Here is a 22050-nt window from a genome sequence, read left to right as displayed (position 1 = left end):
TCGACAATATGAGGAGCGGTCATCGTGAGATGTCCTTTCGAGTGGGATGTGAGAATTTTCCTCGAAGGACCCACGGTGACCGCCCCCTTTTCAGGGCTACCGGTCACCGCCCGGGTGTTACACCACTCTACGGGGCACTACTATCCTAATCCCTGTTGATTCTCAGTTGGACGTCAACTCGCGGTGCAGGAAAGAGCTGCTAGGCCCCTGTCGCTGTCCTCAACATGCGCCGTCCGTAAGAGTAAAAAACTCGGCTAGGATTTTGTGATGGCCACGCTTATTACTCCAGACACGAAATACCACTCCTCTTGGCTGGAAAGTGCCCTTGAATTTGAGGGCGCCCACAGGGACGGTGGAGGCTGTGAAGATTGGTCGCTGGAGGATCTCCAAGAACCTGCGGCATTCGGTCGATTCGTTGACGAACTCCTTGCCTATGCCCGACCCGAGACGCCACGGAAGCCAGGTTACGTCCCGTGCACCTACCTGTGGATTGTAGACGGTGAAGCCGTCCTCGGCTCGCTTGCCATCCGGCACGAACTGAACGATTTCCTCCTCAACGAAGGCGGGCACATCGGATACAGCGTGCGGCCATCCGCCCGCCGTCGCGGGCACGCCGCTAAGGCGTTGGAAGACGCACTGCCGGTTGCCCATGAATTGAAGATTTCCCGAGTCCTCGTCACCTGCGACGAGGACAATGCAGGTTCCCGTGCCACCATCGGAAAGAACGGCGGCATCTATGAAGACAGCCGCAACGGCAAACGCCGATACTGGATCAACACCCACTAGTTCCAAACCATCCTTGGCAGAGGTAGAAAACGACCTTGGTGTCATTTTCAGAAGTCACCTGCACAGATTTCAGTACTCGTCTGCACAGCCTTCATAGGTCCTTAAACGGAACCTTCTGCGGGACAAATGTTTCGGATTGTCGGTGCCATCACGACGATGGCGAATGCAAAACGAGGGCATGACTCACGGGACGCTTCGCTTCGGCTGCTAGCATCGGGCCATGACCGACGTAATGTCACCATTGCCACGGGCAACGATTGGTGAGACGACGTTTTTCGTTGATGCGGAACGTCCCGTGGCGCTGGTTCGTCGCGCGGATAGGCCGGAACTTTTTCTGACCTGGCCCGAGCTTGATATTGGAATATTTTCGCCGAACGTGTGGGTTCATCGGGCGCCGGATGCACTCTGGGTGGTGTATCAAGGCGATGACGATGTGCGCGACGATCGCTACCCGGAAATGGTGGCACCGGATCATGGGGTGGCGGTAAGAATCGATGTGGATGGATCCGTTGGCGTGGTTCGTTTTGAACCCATGACGGTCGTGGGTGCAACACGTGACGGATTGTGGACGAGTAGTTCTCCTTACGAAAAGATCGACCACGGTTACCGTGGCGGTGAGCTGCCGGCGGATTGGGCTGCGCCAACGACGCTGCACATCCACTTCCCTGGACGGCCGACGCGAACCCTGGACGTCGACCGGTATGTCAACGTCGTACGCGAGGAAGCCTGCGAACTTGTGCTGTTCGTGAACCCCTCTCCGCCGATCTCCCACCCCGACTATTCCGGGTTCACTTATGAGTACAGGTGCACGGAACTGGTCTTGGGCGCGGTCGAACAATGGCCCGAGCAGGTGAAATTCAGGGACTATATTGCCCAGGGATGGGGAAAACCCGTCGCACAAGAACGACTTGACCTGGGCTTTGACCCCTTTGGCCCGTCCCAGGATCCGGCGCGGATCGACCTGGTTGCCGTAGCAGGAACTCGCTGGACGCCTGTTAGCTTGACCGACGCGCAAATAATTCAAGCGGTGAAAGCGGTGACGGACCAATTTATGGATGCCGCCGACACATATTGGAGTCCAGTCGATGGGAGCACCCGTCCACGCGCCCATGGCGTTCATGACACAGTCGTGGACGTCATCGGTGCGTGGCCCGATACCGTCGTTCAAGTCACCTGTCGGCACCCGTATTTCCCCACCGGCGGGATTCGCCGAAGCCTCAGAATCTTTGATGACGCGGGACGGATCAAATTCGATCGCTACGCCAGTATCCATTTCATGGAGGATCTTGACACTCACGCACTCCCAGACCTCCGAGAAGCAAAGGAGGGTATCTTAAACGCTTAACCCGCATCCGCCCTTGGCCACGCATCAACTATCGAGTAAAGATCGTGGCCCGTTAACTGAACCCCGACCGGTCGTTCGGATTGACGGGATCATCCCTCGGTATGACAGGCTTTCTTTCACCAAATGAAAGACTTGACCAGTGAACACGCGCCGCGCCGCCGCATGTCAACGTCGAGGACCCGTCAACACATTGGACCGAAGCGCGCCTTGCGTCGGCATTGAACGCGTTCATGGCACCGTTTGGACGACCTGCGTCGGACTCTTCTTGCTCCCGCTGTTGATTAGTTCGTGGTGATGCGGAGACTGTTGGTAACGCCTACGGTCAGCTCGGAGTGGCCGCCAATGGGCAGCGTAATCTGCGGCTGTGTGTGTCCGAAGTCTGCATTGGCCAGAATGGGAAGCCCGGTGAGGACCGGCTGGGTCCTGACGATTTGCTCCAAAAGGTCCCGGGTCATCCGGCTTGCCTGCTGAAAACGGCCAATGACCACCCCTTTGATGCCTCCGGCAGCCGGCAACTGCAAGAGCGATGTCAGGTCGCGGGCAAACGTTGCCGGATGGCTCTCATAATCGTCTTCGAGGAAGAGCAGCGCATCGTCGAGGGCCGGCATGTGGGGCGTCCCCTGGAGCAGATTGAGGGTGCATAGATTGCCGCCGATGATGCGCCCCGACGCCGTGCCTGGCTGCAGTGCCCACCAGCCGTCTCCGGAAAGAGGGTTCCGATTGTCCTGATCAAGAAACCAGTCGTCATCAGTCCACCACTGGACAGGTTTCAGGTCCACAGGCTCGCTTTCCAGGAGGGCTTCAGTGAACCACTTTTGAGTTTGCTCGAAGTGGTCCCTCATTCCAAAACTGGACCAGTGCGGTCCGGAATACGTCACCAATCCGGTGTGGGTGAGAATGGCATTCTGCAGAGCCGTGATATCCGAATAGCCGCAGAGGATCTTCGGATTCGCCGCAATCAGGTCCCAGTCCAGGAAGGGAAGAAGTTCATTGCTGTTGAACCCACCCAGGACGGTGAGGATGCCTGCCACCTCAGGGTCCGCGAAGGCAGCGTGGATGTCAGAGACCCTGGACGCAACGGGGGACGAGTCCAGGGCGTCACGTTCGTCGACGTGGGACCCATACGAGAGACGCAGGTCCATCTGAGCAAACCGTTGCTCGATCAGGGCACTGTAGTCATGCTCAGCTACCAATGCCCGGCTGCGGGCAGGCGCGACAACTCGGATCATATCTCCAGGTCCGAGTTTCGGAGGATAAATAACATTCATGTCAGGAACGCTAACGCGCAATGCCCACCGACACCAACCATCGCCCAGAGCAGACCCTGGATGTCGCAACCACAGAGCCGGACTGGACAATCCCGCAAGGAACGCTGAGTGAACGCTCTTATTCCGATGGCGAGAGTGCTCGCTTCCAGGCTGTTTGGTTTAGAGCGACGTACTCAGCGGCGGCGCGCCAATGTTCACCATGGCCGTTCACATACATATCTGCCCATGGCTGGAATCCGCTCTCGCTTGATGAACGTAGAAGTTCGAACATCGCAAACGTCCGTTTTGCCATCGCGTCCGGCAACGCCACGCGCAACGCAAGGTCTGCCCCGTATCCATCAATAACGGCACGCAGCCTTGCTGCGGCAGCTTCCACAGGCTGTCCCTCGAACAACAGACCAAACGATTGCGCAGCGTACGCCAGATCCCACAACCGGGTGCTCGGCCCAGCGCCATCCCAATCGATGAAAACACACCGATCTCCCATGATGAGGTTCCACGGCGCGAGATCGTTGTGGCACATCAGATTCGGATGCTCGGCAGGCAGCAACATCTTCCATCCGTCCGGATCGGAAATCGGCACGAACTCGCTCGCATCGTGGATGCGGCGAATCATTCTCCCTACCCGCAATAGGTCCTCATGCCCCAGTGGCAATAGATCGATCGCAAGAGCGCCGCTGACGTACTCGACCACTTGCCGTCCATCCTGATCACGACCAAGCGGCTTGGGGGCATCCACTCCGCGCGCGCGGATAGCTTCGAGATAGCTTTGCACGGCTGACGTGTTATCAATCCAGGGCTTTCGTACCGTCTCACCTATACGCACCACGCGGCCTGACGCGTTGCCACCAGTTAATTCCTGCTCTTCATCGCACATTCCCACAGACTAATACCTCTAAGCCTGACTTTCGATCGGAGGTGCTGGGATGAGGCAAGTGGCGGGGGTGTCGCCCCAACCGGAAAAGTAGGCCCGCAAGCCGGTCCTTCACCGGACGAGCCACCCGCTGACCTGCGCCTTTGATTTGGCAAGCCATGGAGCGTCCCGTAAGACCTGTTCGGTGATCTGTCCAGTGAAGGGGCCATATACGGTACACAAGTGGACGGGCCCAAACGCGAAAAAGGCTGCCGAGCATTTTCGCCTGGCCCCGGAGCTTTGCCCTATGGTTCTGGCCTCCCAATCATCCGCCGCAATCGTTGCCGCGGATGGGTCTGGGTGCGCGCGGAGTCGAGTACTGGTTCGGAACCCGTGAACGCTCGAATTAGGTTTGGGCGCAATGGTCCACAACCGACCCGCTCTGGGCTTCTGCGAGTCCCCGCGAAATCGACACGCTTTGGTCCAAAGCGTGTCGTTATTCGACGCCCTCCATGAGCCATCGAAAACCTTGCTTTACCGCGTAATATCGGGGGTCTAGGTAGTGTTAAAGGCCGCTAAAAACACCACCATCTGAAGAAGAGGCCAGGAGTTCGAATCTCCTTAGCTCCACCAAAGCGCCCCTCTGACCTGCGGAAACGTTGGTCCGGAGGAGTTTTTCTACGTCCAGTTTTGGTCCAAAGGCACGGAAACGCCACGCTATGGGTCACATCGCACTTGGACTTGAGCCCGCGCGGGCTAGCCTATCGGGCCGTGGAAATCGTCACCGTTGCTCCCAGAAGGTGCGTGGCTTCGGGGGACTACGTCATGGGTGGCCGGCGAGAAGCACAGCCGTGTAAGCCCTCGTCTTCATTCCCTCCATCCTGTTGTCGGTATCGGAGACAAGCCCCTATATAGACATAAGAAAGAGCAGACAGCAGGCCAGCGGAAGCGCCGCAGCCTTCTCAGACATCGCCCGACGTGGCTTCCCCGCCGCGGTCATGTACACAATCGAAGCGGCTCGGTCGCGTTAGCGTCGAATCCAGTTCCATTTTAGTGAGCGGCCTGAACCAGCGTCCATCCATCCAGTGCGATGGTGAAACTGCGCAGCTATTTTGGGTCTGTCACAGCAGCTTTGAACGTAGATGAGACGCTGAAACTGACATAACTGCCGCTCAAATTTTCGGGATCACTTTACTCGCTTTTTCGCTGATAGTTGATTCCGGTAAGACCTGGCGGGAAGATGCTCCATTCGGCACCCGGAGTGGGCGTTTTGATCCGGGAGCCATGTCAAACTGGGTCAACGTAGTATTCATTCTCGAAGGGAATAACTCGATGTCATTTGTAGAGGCAGGGGCAGCGCTGCTGCCCGAGCTAGTGGCTATTCGCCGTAAACTCCACACCGAGCCGGAGGTGGGGCTCGACTTGCCTAAGACTCAAGCCCTCATTCTGGAAGCCTTGAATGGTCTTGACCTGGAGATCACGCTGGGGGAGAAGACCACCTCGGTGGTGGCTGTGCTTCGCGGTGCAAAGCCTGGCCCCACAGTACTTTTGCGAGGAGATATGGATGCCTTGCCAGTCGAAGAGCTGACGGGATTGGACTATGCGTCAACCAACGGGAATATGCACGCCTGCGGCCATGACCTGCATGTTGCCGGCCTGGTGGGTGCCGCACAGCTGCTCACCGCGCGTCGTGAAGAACTGAACGGCAACGTCATCTTCATGTTCCAGCCCGGCGAAGAGGGTTACAACGGCGCTGGAGTCATGCTTGGTGAAGGTCTCCTCGAGGCTGCCGGCGAGAAGCCGGTTGCCGCCTATGCTATCCATGTTGGCCCCGGCCCCAAGGGTGTCTTCGCCACCAAACCTGGTCCAATCCTCGCCGGCTCGAACGAGCTTCGCGTGGTTGTTCATGGTGTTGGTGGGCACGGCTCTCAACCGCATTTGGCCAAGGGCCCTGTCCCGGCACTCGCTGAAATTGTTTCAGCACTACAAAGCATGGCGACGCGAAAGTTCGACGCCTTTGACCCGATTGTGCTGACGGTGACGCAGCTTGAGGCGGGGGACACCATCAATGTGATTCCTGACAGCGCCAGTTTGGGGGCGACTGTGCGTACTTTGTCCAAGGAGTCCACGGACCAACTTCTGTTGGAAACCAAACGCTTGGCTGATGGCATAGCCTCTGCCCACGGCTGCACTGCTGACGTTGACTTCAATATCCGCTACCCGGTGACGTACAACGACCCGGAATTCGCCGCCAACACCTTGCAGGTGCTCCGCGGACAATTCGGCGATGGCCGAGTTACACAGTTGGACGCCCCGATGATGGGCTCGGAAGACTTCTCGCTGGTGTTGGAGCAAGTCCCCGGGACGTTCGTTGCCGTCTTGTGTTCGCCCGAGTACGTGGACCCGGCGACGGCGGAGTTCAACCATTCCCCGCGTGTTGTCTTCGACGACAGTGTTCTCGGTGACCAGGCGGCAGCGTTGGCTCAACTCGCTTACAGTCACCTGGCCCAACCTGCCAGCTAGGACGGATTCCAATCACGTCACGGCCGGGAGAGCGATGCTCGGACGATTACGTCAGAGCATGACGAGAACGGCGATTAAACGCCGTATTCGTCTGGGGCATCAGGTCAGTCCTGGCAGGAGCGAGTTCGCTCTAGAGTCGGGCTGCTGCGAAGAGGATGCTGGCTAGTAGGAGTATGCCGCCGATGATGATGACGAACCGGGTTGTCCAGGCTTGACGCATTGTGGATTCCTTAGATCATGTCGAAGCGTTCGGAACTAACTTGGCTGTAGGGTACGCCCACCTGAGCCAGGGCTTCTTCCATGGCATCCATCATGGGGGTGGAGCCGCAAAGGAGGAACTCGTAGCGTCGGAATTGTGTTGGCAAGTGTCGCTGCAACATATCAGCGTTGATCCGCCCGGCTTCGCCGTCCCAGTCTGAGGGCGGGCTCCCGAGAACATGGATGAGGTTGAGGTTGGGCATCGTTTCGATCAACTCCGCTAATTCGTCACGAAGCACCACGTCGTCCCAACTTTCGCTGGCGTAAAAGAGCGTCACGGGTCGGACGTCTTGGCGCTCCAGCATGGTTAGAAGCATGCTGTACATCGGTGTCACGCCAACTCCGCCGGCGATGAACACATACCCGGGTGCTTGCCGCTGGTCCATGCTGAATACGCCGTGGGGACCGTCGACGTAGACGCGAGTCCCGAGTGCAACTGCCGAAATTGTTTCGGTAAAGTCTCCCGCAACCTTGATGGTCATACTGAGGCTTCCTCCGGGCTGCGTGTCTGCAGCGCAAGAGAACGAGAACGGGTGTTGGGTGATACTGAAGGGGGACCGTCCGATGGCGATCCAACCGAACTGCCCTGGCTTGAAACTAAATCCGGCGTGCCCCACTGGAGCAATCACCAAGGTTGTGGCGTTACCACGTTCCGTTTTCACCTCGACTACCTGCCAGGGACGTCGCAGCCTCATCAGTGGGCTGATGAGGCGGACCCACACCAACAGGAAAATGAGGATACCGATGTATCCCTCGAAGAGGAGGTGGCGCAGGGTTCCGGTGACGAAGTACCCCACCAAACTCGCGTGGAGGAGCCCAAATAAGACCACGGCCACAGCTATCAGCCCATGTGTCAGTTTCCAGACCTCGTAACGAAGCCGCAATCGTTTCCGCCAGATGGACAGCCCAATCAACACCAGGAGCGCCACAATGCTTAGGACGGCGAACCTTGCTCGCCAGGGCGCCGTCAGAGGGTTCAGCAGTGCCAGATATTGGGTATCTGCGATGAAGAGCAAGATCGGGTGTGCCACGACGAACACGAGTGCCACGAAGGTGATCTGGATATGAAACTTCAGTAATGCGTCGATCCCGAACGGGGCCGCCACGACCTTGAACCGGGCGATCAAGACGAACTGAAGAGCGAGAATCGACAACCCGACGAAACCGAGAGCCACGGAAAAGTCGATCAGGAATGACCGGTCCACCGAATCGGGCTGACCGAGGGCCAGCAGCAGCGGAGCCAAGCAAAAAAGCAGATACAGGGATAGCCAGGCCAATCCACTCAGGACACTCTTCACCGAGCCACCAGCTCCAACCGTGTCTGTTCTGCAGCTGGCAAGAACTCTAAGCGCATCTCACTGCGAGTAGCCCACAAGTAATTCATCATTCCACTCCTCAGACGAAGAAATCACGCGGGATGCCACGCAAACAGACATAACATCAGCTGGGCCCGCCCAGAGTTTCGTTGCAGTTTTTGCTGATACTCCTGTGACCGGATCTGCGATCGTTCTTATTATCTCAAACGCGATCGGTGCTGGCTTACAAACGGTTCAGAGCACGGCCAGTGGACGGCTGGCGGTAACCGACCTCCTCATGGATACGTGCTGGCTGGGCGGAGGAATTGAGTCAATTTCCTGCTTCGATCGATCGAGTCCCCCCGACAACAGCTCTCCGAGCTGCGGAAACGCTGGTGCGGAAGACTTTTTGGTTGCCCAGGAATTGCTCAACGTCACACTGTGAGTTCAGCCCGGCGTGCCCGGCGGGGGCCGGTGAGTTGCCGAGCCTAGGATTGTTGTCATGAACGAACCGCTGGACGTCGCCGAGACTAGGGCCGCGTATGACACCGTCGCAGTGAACTACGAGGAACTACTACGGGGCCTTATGGCGGAGAAACCGTACGACCGTGCCGTACTGTCGATTTTTGCCGAGCGGGTCCGTGGCGCCGGGAACCGAACCACCCTGGACGCCGGCTGTGGGCCTGGCCGCATTGCGGGCTATCTAGAATCGTGCGGGGTGGATGTCAGGGGGATTGACTTGTCGCCCGGCATGGTGGCTGTTGCGCGAAAGGCTCAACCGTCAATTGACTTTGCCGTCGGATCTCTGGAGGCGCTAGACGTGGCGGCGGGAGCTCTCGGCGGGATCGTCGCCTGGTATTCGCTCATCCACATCCCACCCGAACGACTTCCTGCTGTTTTTGAATCCTTCGCCACCGCCTTGGCCCCTGGCGGATTCGCGCTCCTCGCCTTCCAAGTAGGTGACGCGAAACGGCATATTGAGCGCGCCTATGGGCATGAGATCAGTCTGGATGCCTTTTTGATGGACCCGGAGTGTACCGAGAGGCTTCTAGAGGGCGCTGGCTTTGATGTCGAAGCGAAACTGGTCCGGGAACCTGACAAAGACGAGCGAACACCCCAGGCGTACTATATTGCGCGGAAGAAGTAGGGCGCTGCCCAGGGGCGGATTCCGGGCACAAACTAGCGCGCAAGCCCGTCGGCCACGAGCTGTGCATACATGCGTGCCCCCTCGGGACCCGGGTGGATACCGTCGGCTGCGAAGTCCGGCACCTTGGCGCTCAAGCTGTCCCAATCCAGCAGTCGAACGTTGGGGTGCGTTGTGGCAAAGCGGCGCATGTGGTCATTGGCCGCAGGTATCCAGGGGCGGTTTCCGTGGGTAGTCACGAGAGTTAACTGGTGGTCTGCCCCCAGCTCCGACAAGATGGATGCCAAAGTCTCCAAGCTGAAATCGCCATTGGCACCGAGCCCGATCAGTACGTTCTTGCGCAAGGCCCCTTGCTCCCGGAGCTTGGCCAGGAGTCCTAGCGCATCCCACGTTTGGTAGCCGACCTGGGCGTGGATATCAGTGAGCGGCAACGCCGCGACTAGGCTTTGGGCCGAGGCCAGCATCACCGAATCGCCAATCGCCGTGACATCGGAGCCATCACCCTTAGCAGGCTCAAAACCTTGTGCTGGGAGGGCCTCAGATTCTGGCTTTGGCGTAGGGCTGCTCAGCGGGTTTTCTGGCTTTTGTTGGGGAGGCGCGGCAGCTTGGGCGGCAGCTAAAGCCTCGGTGCCGGCCCGGATTTGGGCTTGGAGGGCTGTTTCCTTGGGTGACGCAACAACTGCAGTACCAGCGACGACAAGCACCCCCACCATGGCCAGCGCGACGGCGTATGACGCAGCCGGGCGTCCCAGGAACTTCCGACGGCGCAACCGTTGCCAATTCGTGCCGATGACCCCAAATCCTTGCCGACAGATGGGCGTTTCGACCCACTTGTAGCTGATGGCAGCCATCAGAACCGTCAGAGGGATGAATAGCAGCGCTGTTGCCACCGGGGTTCCCTGCCCCAGTAACTGCCGTCCAACAACCAGCAACGGCCAATGCCAGAGATAGATCCCATAACTTCGCCGACCCACCCATTGCAAGGCGTCCCATTCCAAAACTCGCCGTAAGTTCAGGGAGCGTTCAGGCGCCGGCCTGGTTTCAAGCGCAGCCACCAGGACCGCTGTTGCAAGGGACGCCGCAAAGATCCCGCCCTGGTAAGCCAGCGAGCCTGTGTCGGGGAGGAGCGCGACGGCGGCCAGAATCCCCGCCAGGCACACCGCGCGCACCAGCATGATCGTCTGTCCGCCGAACCGGGCCAGCCACTCCTGCGGGACAATGGCTGCGCAGGCGCCCAGGAGCAACCCAAAGCTGTGCGTATCCGTGCCAAAGTACTCGCGGCTCGGGTCGCTGCCGTTCACGAAGCCATGGGCCATGAGTGCCCCGGACGCCGCGGCGAGGACCACGACAAGGCTGGCCCCGATCCACCGGTTCTGCGCCGTGAAGGGGCGGGCCAGTCGTGTCGCGGCAAGGAGGAAGCCGCCAAGCAGCACAGGCCACAGGATGTAGAACTGCTCCTCCACCGCCAATGACCACAAGTGCTGGAAGACAGGTGGTGCGGCTTGATCAAAGTACGACTGACCGGCCCCTATCTGCAGCCAGTTGCTGGAATAGCTCAACGCGCCCAACAGCTGACCCCGCAACCCGGTGCCGGCGTCACCACCAATGACGACGAGCAGCACCAAGGTGCCCAGCAGCATGGCCACCAATGCCGGAACCAACCGGCGAAGTCTCCGAACCCAAAATCTGCGCAGGTGCAGTTGTCTGTCTGTTTGCCACGAGCGCAGGAGCCCGGCGGTGATGAGGTAGCCACTCAGTACGAAAAAGACGTCCACGCCGAGGTAGCCTCCGCGCAGATTCTCGGGGAAGAAATGATAACCGACAACCGCCATCACGGCTAGGCCACGCAACCCGTCGAGGGCAAGGTTTCGCTGTGAAGTACTCATGGTGATCATGGTTTCAGCCCATTGTGGAGCAAGCGGCGCGATCGGATTGCAGGGGTTCATCGTTTTGCCGCCAACTTCGTGGCGCCGCCGTTGTGCCGAAGTCATCCGGATGTGATGTCACGGTGATGTTGGTGGGGGAAGATCTTCTCGTCGAATTGTTCACGGACACTAGGATCGTTATACAGCCTAAAGAAACGAGAGGATGCGTCTGTGAGCCGTAGTAAGTGCAAGACCCGGGTCGTCGTGGGTAGTTTCCTCATGCTGTTGATCCTCATGTCTTCCGCTGCTTGCAGTACAGATCCTGCCCTACATGTGGAGGGAACGTCCGGGGAAGCCCCGACGTCCGGTGGCGTCGCGAGCAACCTCCCCGTCAGGACGGACAAAGCGCATCCCTCATCCCCTTATGACGCTGCGCAGATGCGTACGCTATTGATGAAGGCCGACCCGCACGACGTGCCCAGCCTCGATTCGCATCTAACGGTTCAGGAGAATCTGGCCAAGTGTCCGGAAAAATGTCTCTCGTTCGGCAACCCGCTGAATGTCGGCGGAACTCGATACCAGCTGGTGACTGTCCTCACCCCCGGAGATGGGGTAGGTCTTGCCGGGTTCGTGGTGGCCGATGACCACGGACAGCCGGCCATTAAACTCCAGGTCTTTGGGGCGGGGGTGTGGCTGGACCCCGGAGACAACGGGTCAGTTGTCGCCACTGACCGCAACTACCTTGCCAGCGACCCAGTTTGCTGCCCCTCCGTGTTGCGGGTGCGGATCTTTCAAAACCACAACGGAGGGTTCGAGCAGAGCGAAGAATTCACCAAAACGACCAAGGGCGGGAACATCTAGTGTCCAGCGAAACCCGCCACGTGCCTGATCTCGCCCCGCCGACTAGCGTCGTCCTCGTTGAGGATGACCCTGTAATCCGGGAGGCTACGGCCTTGGGTCTGGAGCGGCTCGGATACAGTGTGCGAACGTACTCCAACGGGCTGGATGGCCGCGACGGAATACTGGCCCAGTTACCTGACGTGCTCCTTCTCGATGTCATGCTTCCCGGAATGAATGGCGCATCTATTTGCCAGACGGTCCGTGAGCACTCCATGATGCCCATCATCATGCTTTCTGCCCGCAGTGAGCCTGTGGACATGGTGCAAGGTCTGGAAGCGGGAGCTGATGACTATCTGGGCAAACCCTTTGACCTGGAGGTACTTCACGCCCGCATCAGGTCAGTCCTTCGACGCTGCCGCGAAAGCACTCCTGGCCCCGGACACCCGCAGCCTCACACCGGGGACGCCGAGCAAATCGATACTAGTCTGCTCAGCATCGGTTCCATGGAGTTGGACACAGGACGGCTGAAGGTCTCTTTTGATGGCACTGAAGTTCACCTGACGCCCACCGAGATGCGAATCCTGTTGCTGCTGACAGAAGAACCGGGAATGGTTTTCGCTAGGGAGCGGATCCTTCAAGAAATCTGGGGATTCGACTGGGCAGGGGAACACCGCCTGGTCGACGTCCACGTCCAGAGGTTGCGCAAGAAGATCGGTCAGGGCCGTGTCAAGACAGTGCGCGGTTTCGGCTACAAGTTCGTGGGATAGCAGTGTCTCTTCGCTGGAAGATACTTTTGACGGTTGCCCTATCGGTGCTGGTCGCCGTCATTTTGACGGGTTTCATGGTCGGACAAATTGTCCAAAACTCACAGAATGAGCAAATCCGTGCCGAAACGGTCCGCCAGCTCAACAACGCCGTGGTCCTGCTCCAGCAAACAGGGGTCAGTTCCCCGAGTGCCAAACTCAACGACACCCAACTCCCCAGCGCAGCCAGGGAGGCGGCGCTCAAGGGTGCGACCGTCAGCTACCTTGACGAAACAACGCCGGGCCACGCCTGGATCTGGGCGGCCAGCACGGTCAAGGTTGACGGCGCCACATCCATAATTTCACTGCGATCTGACTTCTCAGAAGTCCAAGTAACTCTGGCGCAAATCCGCCAGGCGACCATAGTGGCAGGTGCGGCGTCCGTCGTCGGAGTTTCAGCGGCGGCGCTGTTCATCTCTGGCCGGATTGCCCGCCGACTTGTCACCGGGGCCAAGGCCGCGGACCGGTTGGCGGCGGGGGACGCAAGTATTTCCGTGCGTTCAGCCATTGGGCCGGGCCGGGACGAAGTGGATCGCTTTGCGGCGGCGGTCGATTCGATGGCTGCCAAGCTCACCGAAAGAGCACTGATCGAGCAGCGGTTTTCCGGCGATCTAGCCCATGAGCTCCGCACACCCATCGCCGGGTTGGTCGCGTCAGCAGCCCTGCTGGACGATTCCCGGCCGGCGCATCTCGTTCGCGCAAGTATCCACCGCCTGCGCAGTCTGGTGGAGGACTTGTTGGAGGTTTCACGGCTAGAATCCGGCGTCGCTGCCCCGAAAATATCGAGCATTCCGCTGGATCCCTCCATCAGTTCCTTCCTTCAGAGATTGCAGCTGACACCGCCCCTTGTAGGCGTCAACATTGAGTTCACTCCCGGGGCTCCTGGGACCGTTTTGCGGACGGAACTGCGGAGGTTTGAACGTATCCTCGGTAATTTGGTCACCAACGCAGCGGTTCATGGCGCCGGAACAGTTTCGGTCACCACAGTCCCCGGCCTCTTGACTGTTCAAGACGAGGGGACCGGATATCCTACGGAGATTCTCAGCGACGGTCCCTCGCGCCACAAGTCCTCCAGTGGTGGAATGGGTTTGGGTCTCGTTATCGCGATTGGTCAGGCGCGGGTGCTGGGCCTCCGGCTGACCTTGGACAATGCGCGCTACAGCGGTGGGGCACGAGCCCAATTGCATCTGGACACCGAACCGGAATCATTCAAGCCGGACGGCGCCACAAGAAGCTAGAGCGTCTTCGCGGATCCCGGGGGTGTTAGTTGCCACTTTGCTGGACCTGCCGCCGTGACCGCCAGCGCCGAGCCGACGTCCCAGGCGTTGGGCAGCAGGAGCGGCGCATCACCGTGGTGGAGTTCCCTAAACGTGGCCATTTTCGTTCCCGTCCCGAGCCAATCTAAAGCGCGGTTCACTCAAGCCTACAAGCGTGGACCCATGGCGCAACGATGGAAATAGGTTCATCACGGCATGCCAACCGGTGACAGTTTTCGGCATCCGGAGCTGGACGTATCTAGGGCGTGCAGCAACGAAGAATATGGCCCCTTTCACTTCTTGCGGAACCATTGATTCCGTCGCTGCACGGGTATATCGTTAACTATCGTTGAGTATCGTTCGCGAGTGGCTGAGGAGAGCATGATGCATAATTCATTCCCGGAAGGCGCATTTTTCGGAAACAATATGGGCGGGATGTGGCAGGCTGTCGAAGAGTTGCGGTCGCGGTTTGAAAAGCCCTCGGGTACCCGCGCAGGCCGCGGCGAGGTGCGGTCGGCGGTGCTGGCGCTACTTGCCGAACGGCCCATGCACGGCTACCAGATCATTCATGAAATCGAGGAGCGCAGCGGTGGCAGCTGGAAGCCCAGCGCCGGCTCCGTCTACCCAACACTGCAGCTGCTGGCTGATGAGGGCCTCATCAGCGCCGAGGAATCCAACGGCCGCAAAATCTACTCGCTGACCGAGGCTGGCCGCGAGGCTGTAGCGGGCACGGATGTGTCGGCCCCCTGGGAATCAACTGGTCCCGCGCAGGGCGCCGGGTTTGCGGCGTTGCCCAAGGCTGGCATGGAACTGGCGCAGGCAGCCGCCCAGGTCGGCCGCACCGGCACCTCGAAGCAGGTGCAGGAGGCTGTTGCCGTGCTCGATGAGGCGCGGCGCAAGTTGTATTCAATCCTCGCCCAGGACTGACGCGCGTGGCGTTGGTTCGTCGCGACCGGGCAGATCCGGTACCCGGCGCCGGGAACACCCGTACCCGCTACCGTCGTATCCTGCGCTTCGCCGCGTGGCATTTGACCGTGACCTGGTGGTTCGAGCTGCTCCTTCCTCGCCTAGGGCTTGCCAGGATTGCCGAACGCAGCCGGGCAAAGCGGATGCGGCGCTTCGCCCAGCGTTTCCATGCGCTCGCGGTGGACCTTGGGGGATTGATGATCAAGGTTGGTCAGTACATGTCGTCCCGGCTCGATGTGCTCCCACCCGAGATCACCGCCGAACTGGAAGGGCTACAGGACGAGGTGCCACCTGTCCCGTTCCCCGCAATACGGGCCCTTGCCGAGGCGGAACTGGGTGCTTCGTTGGACAAGGTATTCACCTCGGTTGAGGAAACGCCCATCGCTGCTGCATCCTTTGGCCAAGTGCACCGGGCACAACTTCTGCCTACCAACGCCGCCGACACCGGGCTCCACTACGTGGTGGTGAAGGTGCAGCGGCCAGGCATCGAGGAGATTGTGAGTGTGGATCTGGCCGCGCTGCGCAAAGTGGCTGGCTGGCTCAGCCGCGTGCGCCTCGTGTCCGACCGTGCCAATGTGCCTGCCCTGGTCGAGGAGTTTGCGCTGACAAGTCTCGAGGAGATCGACTACCTGCACGAGGCAGCGAATTCGGAGCGTTTTGGCGCTGATTTCGCCAACGACGACAGGGTGATGGTGCCCGACGTCGTATGGGAGCGGTGCACCCGCCGCGTGCTGACCCTGGAGGATGTTACGGCGATCAAGATTACGGACTCGGCGGCGCTTCTTGCCGCGGGCATCGATCCGGCGCAGGTGGCCCCGGTCTTCGCGTCGGTCATGTTCGACCAGCTGTTCACGAACGGCTTCTTCCACGCCGATCCGCACCCCGGCAACATCTTTGTCACGCCGACCACGAACTCATCCGCACAACACCCCTGGAAACTGACGTTCATCGACTTCGGCATGATGGGTGAGATTCCACCCAGCACGCGCAGAGGCCTGCGGAAGCTGCTGATCGCGGCCGCCTCGCGGGACGGCAAGGGCCTGGTGGCAGCGATCAGTGATGTGGGCGTGCTGGTGCCGTCGGCAGATACGGCAGAGCTTGAACGGGCCATGAAGCACCTCTTTGCCCGGTTTGGCGGGATGGGCTTCGCCGAGCTTCGCGAGGTGGATCCGCGCGAATTCCGTGATTTTGCGTTGGAGTTCGGTGACGTGGTCCGCTCCTTGCCGTTCCAGTTGCCGGAGAATTTCCTGCTCATCATTCGCGCCATGTCGCTGACTTCTGGCATGTGCAGTTCCTTGGATGCCCGGTTCAATCTGTGGGACTCGGTGGAACCGTATGCGGCACAGCTGCTGCGCGAGGAGCGTGGCAACATTGTCCAGGACGTGGCGCAACAGGCGTTCGACGTCGTCGGGCTCGCCCTGCGTCTGCCAAAACGCCTGGATGGTCTCATCAGCACCATTGAAGACGGACAACTGGCGGTGACCAGCCCGCGGCTGGAACGGCAGGTGGCGCGGCTTCAACGCACGGCACAACGGGCGGTATCGGCGCTGGTGTTCGGCGCACTGCTGATCGCAGGTTCCGTGGTCAGGGCGGATGACAGAGTGCTTGGCAACGTGCTGATGATCGTCTCGGTGCTTCCACTGCTTTTCGGGCTGTGGGCGGGGCGCCGCAGCCTCTGAAATACGACGGCGCCACGCAACTTACCTTGCTAGCGTGCAGCCTCGCTGTTCAGGAGTTCCTTGGCCGCGGTGGTTCTTACCAGTTCAATGCCCACGAACGCTAACAAGGCAATTTGGAAGCCGGCAACAAGTCCCATGAACTGGATGGGGAAGAATCCGCCGTGGCTCCATCAGTTCGTGAACGTTGCCAGGCCGGCTTCTGAGCGGAAACCGCTGAAGATCATGAACAGGCCCACCATAATCAGGGCGGCGATGGCAGCGATCTTGATCAGGGCGAACCAGCATTCCGTTTCCCCGAAAGCCCGCACCGTGGTCAGACTCAGCACCGGCAGGACTCTCCCGCCGCGAATCATGGGCTCTTCACTTACGTCGGTGCTGCGTCTCGCGCACTAGATGAGTAACTCCATGGGGTGTGTACGGCGTGGCGTCACCATTTGAGGTGCAAGGCTGTCCGGAATCGGCATCAGACCGCGGATCAGTGATGCGCAGGTGATGACGTTGGCGTTGATACAGGCGCTGCTGGGCTTCAACGCCGAATCGTGGTGCCTGCTGCACGAAAATGCCATAGTTTGACGGAAATGCCATAGTACAAACTGTGGCATTTCCGTCAAACTATGGCATTAGTCGCCGGAGCCCGAAGTGTTAGGTGATGACGCCATCCACCAAGGCCTTTGCCTGGACCTGTGTCAGGTGCGCGTCCCCCTTGGAATTACTCAGTTAGTCCCGCAGTTGCCGCGATGCAAGGCGGTGATCATGAGGGCGCTGCGGAGCCGTGGTTTGGGGTGTTGTTGCCCACAATGGTGATGGTGAGCTTTGCCTCGAGCCGAATTCTCATGTAATCTGTGAGCCGAGTCACCCATAACTAAAAATGCCTTTTGAACCGTGGCGGGAGAGTTCTCCCAGCAATGTGGCGGCGCCGTAGGAGCAAATCCTCCCCAGGAATCTCTCAGGCCCCTGTACCGCCACGGCGAGGCAACTCTGGAAAGTAGCGGGGCGAAAGCCCCACTCACCGACGGTGCAAGCGCCCTCCTTGAACGTAAGGTGACGCGGAATCTCTCAGGTCCAAGACAGAGCGGGGAGGAACCCAGCCCTTGCCGCGCCCCTTAAACAGGTCGGCCGTACTTTGGAGTTCCTCATGACCATTCAGTCCAATCCCACAGTGTTCGCCGACAGGCACATTGGCGCCCGCCGCCAGAGCGACGTTGACGCCATGCTCAAGGCCATCGGCTACGACAGCGTCGACTCCCTCGTGGACACAGCCGTCCCTGATTCGATCCGTCAGGGCACGCCCCTGGAACTTCAGAGTGCGCGCAGTGAAGTTCAGGTCTTGGCCGAACTGCGGGCGTTGGCTGCGAAGAACACGACGGCCATCCAAATGATCGGCCAGGGCTACTACGACACCGTGACGCCGCCGGTGATCCGTCGCAACATCCTTGAGGCCCCGGCCTGGTACACCGCCTACACCCCCTACCAGCCCGAAATTTCCCAGGGCCGCCTCGAGGCGCTGCTGAATTTCCAGACCATGGTCAGCGACCTGACGGCCCTGCCAGTGGCCAACGCCTCCCTGCTCGATGAAGCCACCGCCGTGGCCGAGGCCGTGCTGCTCATGCGCCGCGCCAACAAGTCCAAGGCTGCCGCCGACGGCAAAACAGTTCTCGATGCAGACCTGCTGCCGCAAACCATCGCCATCGTCAAGGGCCGTGCCGAGGCGCTGGGCTTTGACGTGGAAGTTGCCGATCTTTCCCTGGGCCTGCCCGACGGCGCCATCAACGGCGTCGTCCTGCAGCAGCCGGGCGTTTCCGGCCGCGTCTTCAACCACGCCCCCGTCATTGCAGAAGCGAAGGAACGCGGCGCACTGGTCACCGTGGCCGCTGACCTGCTGGCCCTGACCCTGATCACCCCTCCCGGGGAGCAGGGCGCTGACGTCGCCGTCGGAACAGCCCAGCGTTTCGGCGTGCCGCTGTTCTTCGGTGGCCCGCACGCTGCCTACATGGCTGTCCGCAATGGCATGGAACGCTCGCTGCCGGGCCGCATTGTGGGCGTCTCCACCGACAACACCGGGCTGCCAGCCTACCGCCTGGCCCTGCAGACCCGCGAGCAGCACATCCGCCGCGAAAAGGCCACGTCCAACATCTGCACCGCGCAGGCGCTGCTGGCCATCGTGGCCTCCATGTACGCGGTCTTCCACGGCCCCGAAGGACTCAAGGCCATCGCCGAAACCGTGCACGGTCACGCCTGCACCTTGGCAGCGGCACTGCAGGCATCCGGCGTCGAACTCCTGCACACCTCCTTCTTCGACACCCTCACCGTGCGGGTTCCCGGCCGCGCCGGTGCCCTCCTGGCACTTGCCGAGAAGGGTGGCATCAACCTGCGCGCCATTGGCGCCGATCATGTGGGCATCTCCGTCGATGAAACCACGACGGCGGACATCGTGGCCCGCGTGGCCGCCATCTTTGGTGCCGCACCGGCAGGGGACGGCGCCGACAACGCGGGTACCGTCGCCCTGGCCATCGTTGCGGACACTGTGCGCACCTCCGATTTCCTGACCCACCCGGTGTTCAACACGCACCGTTCCGAGACGCAGATGCTGCGCTACATCCGCCGCCTCAGCGACCGTGACCTGGCCCTGGACCGCACCATGATCCCGCTGGGTTCGTGCACCATGAAACTCAACGCCACCGCCGAGATGGAAGCCATCTCCTGGCCCGAGTTCGCCTCGATCCACCCGTTCGCACCCGATTCCCAGACCTCCGGCTGGCGCGAACTGATCGGTGGACTGGAAGCCGATCTGTGCGAGATCACCGGTTACGACCAGGTGTCCATCCAGCCCAACGCCGGCTCCCAGGGCGAGCTCGCCGGTCTGCTGGCCATCCGCGGCTACCACCGCTCCCGCGGCGATGAGCAGCGCACCGTGTGCCTGATCCCGGGTTCCGCCCACGGCACCAACGCCGCCTCCGCAGTGCTGGCCGGCATGAAGGTGGTTGTGGTCGCCACAGCCGCCGACGGTTCCATTGACCACGCAGACCTGAACGCCAAGATCGAGAAGCACAAGGACCAGCTCTCGGCCATCATGATCACCTACCCCTCCACCCACGGTGTGTACGACGCCGATGTCCGGGACGTGTGCGACGCCATTCACGCCGCCGGGGGACAGGTTTACGTTGACGGTGCCAACCTCAATGCCCTGGTTGGGCTGGCCCAGCCTGGAAAGTTTGGCGGCGACGTCAGCCACCTGAACCTCCACAAGACCTTCTGCATCCCGCACGGCGGTGGCGGCCCCGGCGTGGGCCCCGTTGCAGCCAAGGCCCACCTGGCCCCGTTTATGCCCGGTGACGCCAACGCGGTCTCGGCAAGCTCGGCCACGGGTGTTCCGATCTCCGCCTCACGCTTCGGCTCCGCCGGCGTGCTGCCCATCTCCTGGGCTTACGTGAAGCTGATGGGCGGCCAGGGCCTGACCGAAGCCACCAAGTCAGCACTGCTGGCAGCCAACTACATTGCCTCACAGCTCAACGAGCACTTCCCTGTCCTGTACACAGGTGCCGGAGATCTGGTGGCCCACGAGTGCATCCTGGACCTGCGTGAACTGACAGCGAAGACGGGTGTCACAGCGGAAGACGTCGCCAAGCGCCTCATCGACTACGGCTTCCACGCACCGACCCTTTCCTTCCCCGTGGCCGGCACCCTCATGGTGGAGCCCACGGAGTCCGAGGACCTGACGGAGATCAACCGCTTCATCACGGCCATGGTCAGCATCCGCCACGAAATCGACCAGGTCGCCGAAGGCGCGTTCGCCCTGGCCGACAGCCCGTTGCGCAATGCACCCCACACGGCTGCCGCCGTCATAGATTCCAGCTGGGACCGCGGCTACCCGCGCGAGCAGGCCGTCTTCCCGGTGGCTAAGCTGCGCCAGGACAAGTACTTCCCGCCCGTGGGCCGCATTGACGGCGCAGCGGGGGACCGCAACTTGGTCTGCTCCTGCCCGCCGCTGGAAGACTTCGCCGAAGACTTTTCAAACTAACCCGCAAAGGAATTCCCATGACTGAGAACCACACAGCCCTTTACGGCGAACACGAAAAAGCTGGCGCCTCCTTCACCGACTTCGGTGGCTGGCAGATGCCGCTGAAATACTCCTCGGAACTGGCCGAACACCGGGCGGTCCGCAACGCAGCTGGCCTCTTTGACCTCTCCCACATGGGCGAGGTCTGGGTGAGCGGCCCGGACGCCGCAGCCTTCCTGGACTACGCACTGGCTGGCAAGTTGTCCGCCGTGGCCGTGGGCAAGGCCAAGTACTCGCTGATTTGCAACGCCGACGGCGGCATCATCGATGACCTGATCTCCTACCGCCGCAGCGATGAGAAGTACCTGGTGGTCCCCAACGCCGGCAACGCCGCCACGGTGGCCGCGCTCCTGGCCGAACGTGCAGCAGGCTTCGACGTGGCTGTTCAGGATGTCTCCAGCGAAACCTCGCTCATCGCCGTGCAGGGCCCCAACGCACAGGCGATCCTGCTGACGCTGGTACCGGCAGAGCAGCATGCGCTGGTGACAGAGCTGAAGTACTACGCCGCCGTGGACGTTGTCATCAACGGTCAAGAGCTGCTGCTGGCGCGCACAGGCTACACCGGCGAGGACGGCTTTGAGATCTACATCCCCAACGCCGACGCCGCAGCACTGTGGCAGGCGCTGCTGGCCAACGGCACCGAGCACGGCCTGATCCCGGCCGGACTGGCCGCCCGTGACTCCCTGCGCCTGGAAGCCGGCATGCCGTTGTACGGCAATGAACTTTCCCTGGACGGCCACGCCTATTCGGCCGGACTGGGGCCCGTGGTGTCGCTGGCCAAGGAAAGCGACTTCGTCGGCAAGGCAGCGCTCGCGGCCATCAAGGAAGCGGGCGAAGGCTCCACCACCGGGCGCAAGCTCGTTGGCTTAAAGGGGCTCGGCCGCCGCTCAGCCCGCGGCCACTACCCGGTCCTCAAGGATGGTGCCACCATCGGCGAAGTCACCTCCGGCCAGCCCAGCCCCACCTTGGGCTACCCGGTCGCCATGGCCTATGTGGACGTGGCGCATGCCGAACTGGGCACCGTGCTCGACGTCAATCTCCGCGGCAAGGCCGAGGCGTTCGAAGTTGTGGCCCTGCCGTTTTACAAGCGCCAAAAGTAGTCCCAGCCCTTT

General features: G+C 60.7%; 16 protein-coding genes, 1 pseudogene and 1 riboswitch. Of the genes and pseudogenes, 11 read left to right on the top strand and 6 right to left on the bottom strand.

The annotated features are described in order from the left end of the window. Positions 1–267: 267 nt before the first annotated feature. Positions 268–786 carry a GNAT family N-acetyltransferase gene (locus ACX80E_RS13480; protein WP_459302511.1) on the top strand — a complete coding sequence of 173 codons (519 nt, stop codon included), beginning with the start codon at positions 268–270 and terminating at the stop codon, positions 784–786. A gap of 220 nt (positions 787–1006) precedes the next feature. After that, complete coding sequence (locus ACX80E_RS13475) at positions 1007–2131, top strand: hypothetical protein (RefSeq protein ID WP_459302510.1); 1125 nt, start codon at positions 1007–1009, stop codon at positions 2129–2131. Between the two features lie 281 nt (positions 2132–2412). On the opposite strand, the gene ACX80E_RS13470 is transcribed toward ACX80E_RS13475, so the two are convergent. Both ACX80E_RS13470 and ACX80E_RS13465 read right to left on the bottom strand, forming a co-directional pair. Continuing rightward, a complete protein-coding gene (locus tag ACX80E_RS13470) occupies positions 2413–3360 on the bottom strand; it encodes a S66 family peptidase (protein ID WP_459302509.1) in 948 nt (315 codons plus the stop codon). Positions 3361–3517: 157 nt separating this feature from the next. Continuing rightward, positions 3518–4276 (bottom strand): phosphotransferase, encoded by a 759-nt coding sequence (locus ACX80E_RS13465; RefSeq protein ID WP_459302508.1) that lies wholly within the window; start codon positions 4274–4276, stop codon positions 3518–3520. A 1308-nt stretch (positions 4277–5584) separates the two neighbouring features. Between ACX80E_RS13465 and ACX80E_RS13460 the strand changes: the two genes are divergently transcribed. Beyond that, on the top strand, positions 5585–6775 hold the full coding sequence (locus ACX80E_RS13460; RefSeq protein WP_459302507.1) for a M20 metallopeptidase family protein: 1191 nt from the start codon (positions 5585–5587) through the stop codon (positions 6773–6775). 230 nt (positions 6776–7005) lie between these two features. Here ACX80E_RS13460 and ACX80E_RS13455 read toward each other — a convergent pair whose 3' ends face one another. After that, the gene (locus ACX80E_RS13455) at positions 7006–8331 is read right to left on the bottom strand and encodes a ferredoxin reductase family protein (protein WP_459302506.1); all 1326 of its coding nucleotides are present in this window, start codon (positions 8329–8331) and stop codon (positions 7006–7008) included. Between the two features lie 499 nt (positions 8332–8830). Here ACX80E_RS13455 and ACX80E_RS13450 point away from each other — a divergent pair, with 499 nt between their 5' ends. Continuing rightward, on the top strand, positions 8831–9475 hold the full coding sequence (locus tag ACX80E_RS13450) for a class I SAM-dependent DNA methyltransferase (RefSeq protein ID WP_459302505.1): 645 nt from the start codon (positions 8831–8833) through the stop codon (positions 9473–9475). A gap of 32 nt (positions 9476–9507) precedes the next feature. Here ACX80E_RS13450 and ACX80E_RS13445 read toward each other — a convergent pair whose 3' ends face one another. Beyond that, positions 9508–11358, bottom strand: coding sequence for an acyltransferase family protein (locus ACX80E_RS13445; RefSeq protein ID WP_459302504.1), 1851 nt, complete (start codon positions 11356–11358; stop codon positions 9508–9510). 210 nt (positions 11359–11568) lie between these two features. Here ACX80E_RS13445 and ACX80E_RS13440 point away from each other — a divergent pair, with 210 nt between their 5' ends. Genes ACX80E_RS13440 through ACX80E_RS13430 form a run of 3 tightly spaced genes read left to right on the top strand, consistent with a single transcriptional unit; the run spans position 11569 to position 14218 of the window. Beyond that, on the top strand, positions 11569–12198 hold the full coding sequence (locus tag ACX80E_RS13440) for a hypothetical protein (protein WP_459302503.1): 630 nt from the start codon (positions 11569–11571) through the stop codon (positions 12196–12198). 20 nt (positions 12199–12218) lie between these two features. Next, positions 12219–12944 (top strand): response regulator transcription factor, encoded by a 726-nt coding sequence (locus ACX80E_RS13435; protein ID WP_459302502.1) that lies wholly within the window; start codon positions 12219–12221, stop codon positions 12942–12944. A gap of 26 nt (positions 12945–12970) precedes the next feature. Next, positions 12971–14218 (top strand): sensor histidine kinase, encoded by a 1248-nt coding sequence (locus ACX80E_RS13430; protein ID WP_459302501.1) that lies wholly within the window; start codon positions 12971–12973, stop codon positions 14216–14218. On the opposite strand, the gene ACX80E_RS13425 is transcribed toward ACX80E_RS13430, so the two are convergent. Further along, the gene (locus ACX80E_RS13425) at positions 14215–14358 is read right to left on the bottom strand and encodes a hypothetical protein (protein ID WP_459302500.1); all 144 of its coding nucleotides are present in this window, start codon (positions 14356–14358) and stop codon (positions 14215–14217) included. The two genes, ACX80E_RS13430 and ACX80E_RS13425, sit on opposite strands and share 4 nt — an antisense overlap. Positions 14359–14620: 262 nt before the next feature. Between ACX80E_RS13425 and ACX80E_RS13420 the strand changes: the two genes are divergently transcribed. Next, entirely contained in the window at positions 14621–15163 is a 543-nt protein-coding gene (locus ACX80E_RS13420; RefSeq protein ID WP_459302513.1) for a PadR family transcriptional regulator, read from the top strand. Positions 15164–15168: 5 nt separating this feature from the next. Continuing rightward, positions 15169–16881, top strand: coding sequence for an ABC1 kinase family protein (locus tag ACX80E_RS13415; protein ID WP_459302499.1), 1713 nt, complete (start codon positions 15169–15171; stop codon positions 16879–16881). 59 nt (positions 16882–16940) lie between these two features. On the opposite strand, the pseudogene ACX80E_RS13410 reads toward ACX80E_RS13415, so the two are convergent. Continuing rightward, positions 16941–17216, bottom strand: a pseudogene (locus ACX80E_RS13410) (D-serine/D-alanine/glycine transporter); the annotation flags it as partial. Between the two features lie 541 nt (positions 17217–17757). Next, positions 17758–17853: riboswitch (glycine riboswitch) on the top strand. Positions 17854–18016: 163 nt separating this feature from the next. Here ACX80E_RS13410 and gcvP point away from each other — a divergent pair. Continuing rightward, positions 18017–20899 carry an aminomethyl-transferring glycine dehydrogenase gene (gcvP, locus tag ACX80E_RS13405; protein ID WP_459302498.1) on the top strand — a complete coding sequence of 961 codons (2883 nt, stop codon included), beginning with the start codon at positions 18017–18019 and terminating at the stop codon, positions 20897–20899. A 17-nt stretch (positions 20900–20916) separates the two neighbouring features. After that, complete coding sequence (gene gcvT / locus ACX80E_RS13400) at positions 20917–22038, top strand: glycine cleavage system aminomethyltransferase GcvT (protein ID WP_459302497.1); 1122 nt, start codon at positions 20917–20919, stop codon at positions 22036–22038. Positions 22039–22050 lie beyond the last annotated feature (12 nt).

This window comes from Arthrobacter sp. TMN-49, from assembly GCF_054511095.1.
The sequence above is the reverse complement of the archived record's forward strand: the minus strand, read 5'-3'. Positions and strand labels throughout refer to the sequence as shown.

Bases quoted from the DNA above. Each gene is read 5' to 3' on its own strand.
- ACX80E_RS13480 (WP_459302511.1), top strand. From the start codon at position 268: ATGGCCACGCTTATTACTCCAGACACGAAATACCACTCCTCTTGGCTG.
- ACX80E_RS13475 (WP_459302510.1), top strand. From the start codon at position 1,007: ATGACCGACGTAATGTCACCATTGCCACGGGCAACGATTGGTGAGACG.
- ACX80E_RS13470 (WP_459302509.1), bottom strand. From the start codon at position 3,360: ATGATCCGAGTTGTCGCGCCTGCCCGCAGCCGGGCATTGGTAGCTGAG.
- ACX80E_RS13465 (WP_459302508.1), bottom strand. From the start codon at position 4,276: ATGTGCGATGAAGAGCAGGAATTAACTGGTGGCAACGCGTCAGGCCGC.
- ACX80E_RS13460 (WP_459302507.1), top strand. From the start codon at position 5,585: ATGTCATTTGTAGAGGCAGGGGCAGCGCTGCTGCCCGAGCTAGTGGCT.
- ACX80E_RS13450 (WP_459302505.1), top strand. From the start codon at position 8,831: ATGAACGAACCGCTGGACGTCGCCGAGACTAGGGCCGCGTATGACACC.
- ACX80E_RS13445 (WP_459302504.1), bottom strand. From the start codon at position 11,358: ATGAGTACTTCACAGCGAAACCTTGCCCTCGACGGGTTGCGTGGCCTA.
- ACX80E_RS13425 (WP_459302500.1), bottom strand. From the start codon at position 14,358: ATGGCCACGTTTAGGGAACTCCACCACGGTGATGCGCCGCTCCTGCTG.
- ACX80E_RS13420 (WP_459302513.1), top strand. From the start codon at position 14,621: ATGCATAATTCATTCCCGGAAGGCGCATTTTTCGGAAACAATATGGGC.
- gcvP (WP_459302498.1), top strand. From the start codon at position 18,017: ATGACCATTCAGTCCAATCCCACAGTGTTCGCCGACAGGCACATTGGC.
- gcvT (WP_459302497.1), top strand. From the start codon at position 20,917: ATGACTGAGAACCACACAGCCCTTTACGGCGAACACGAAAAAGCTGGC.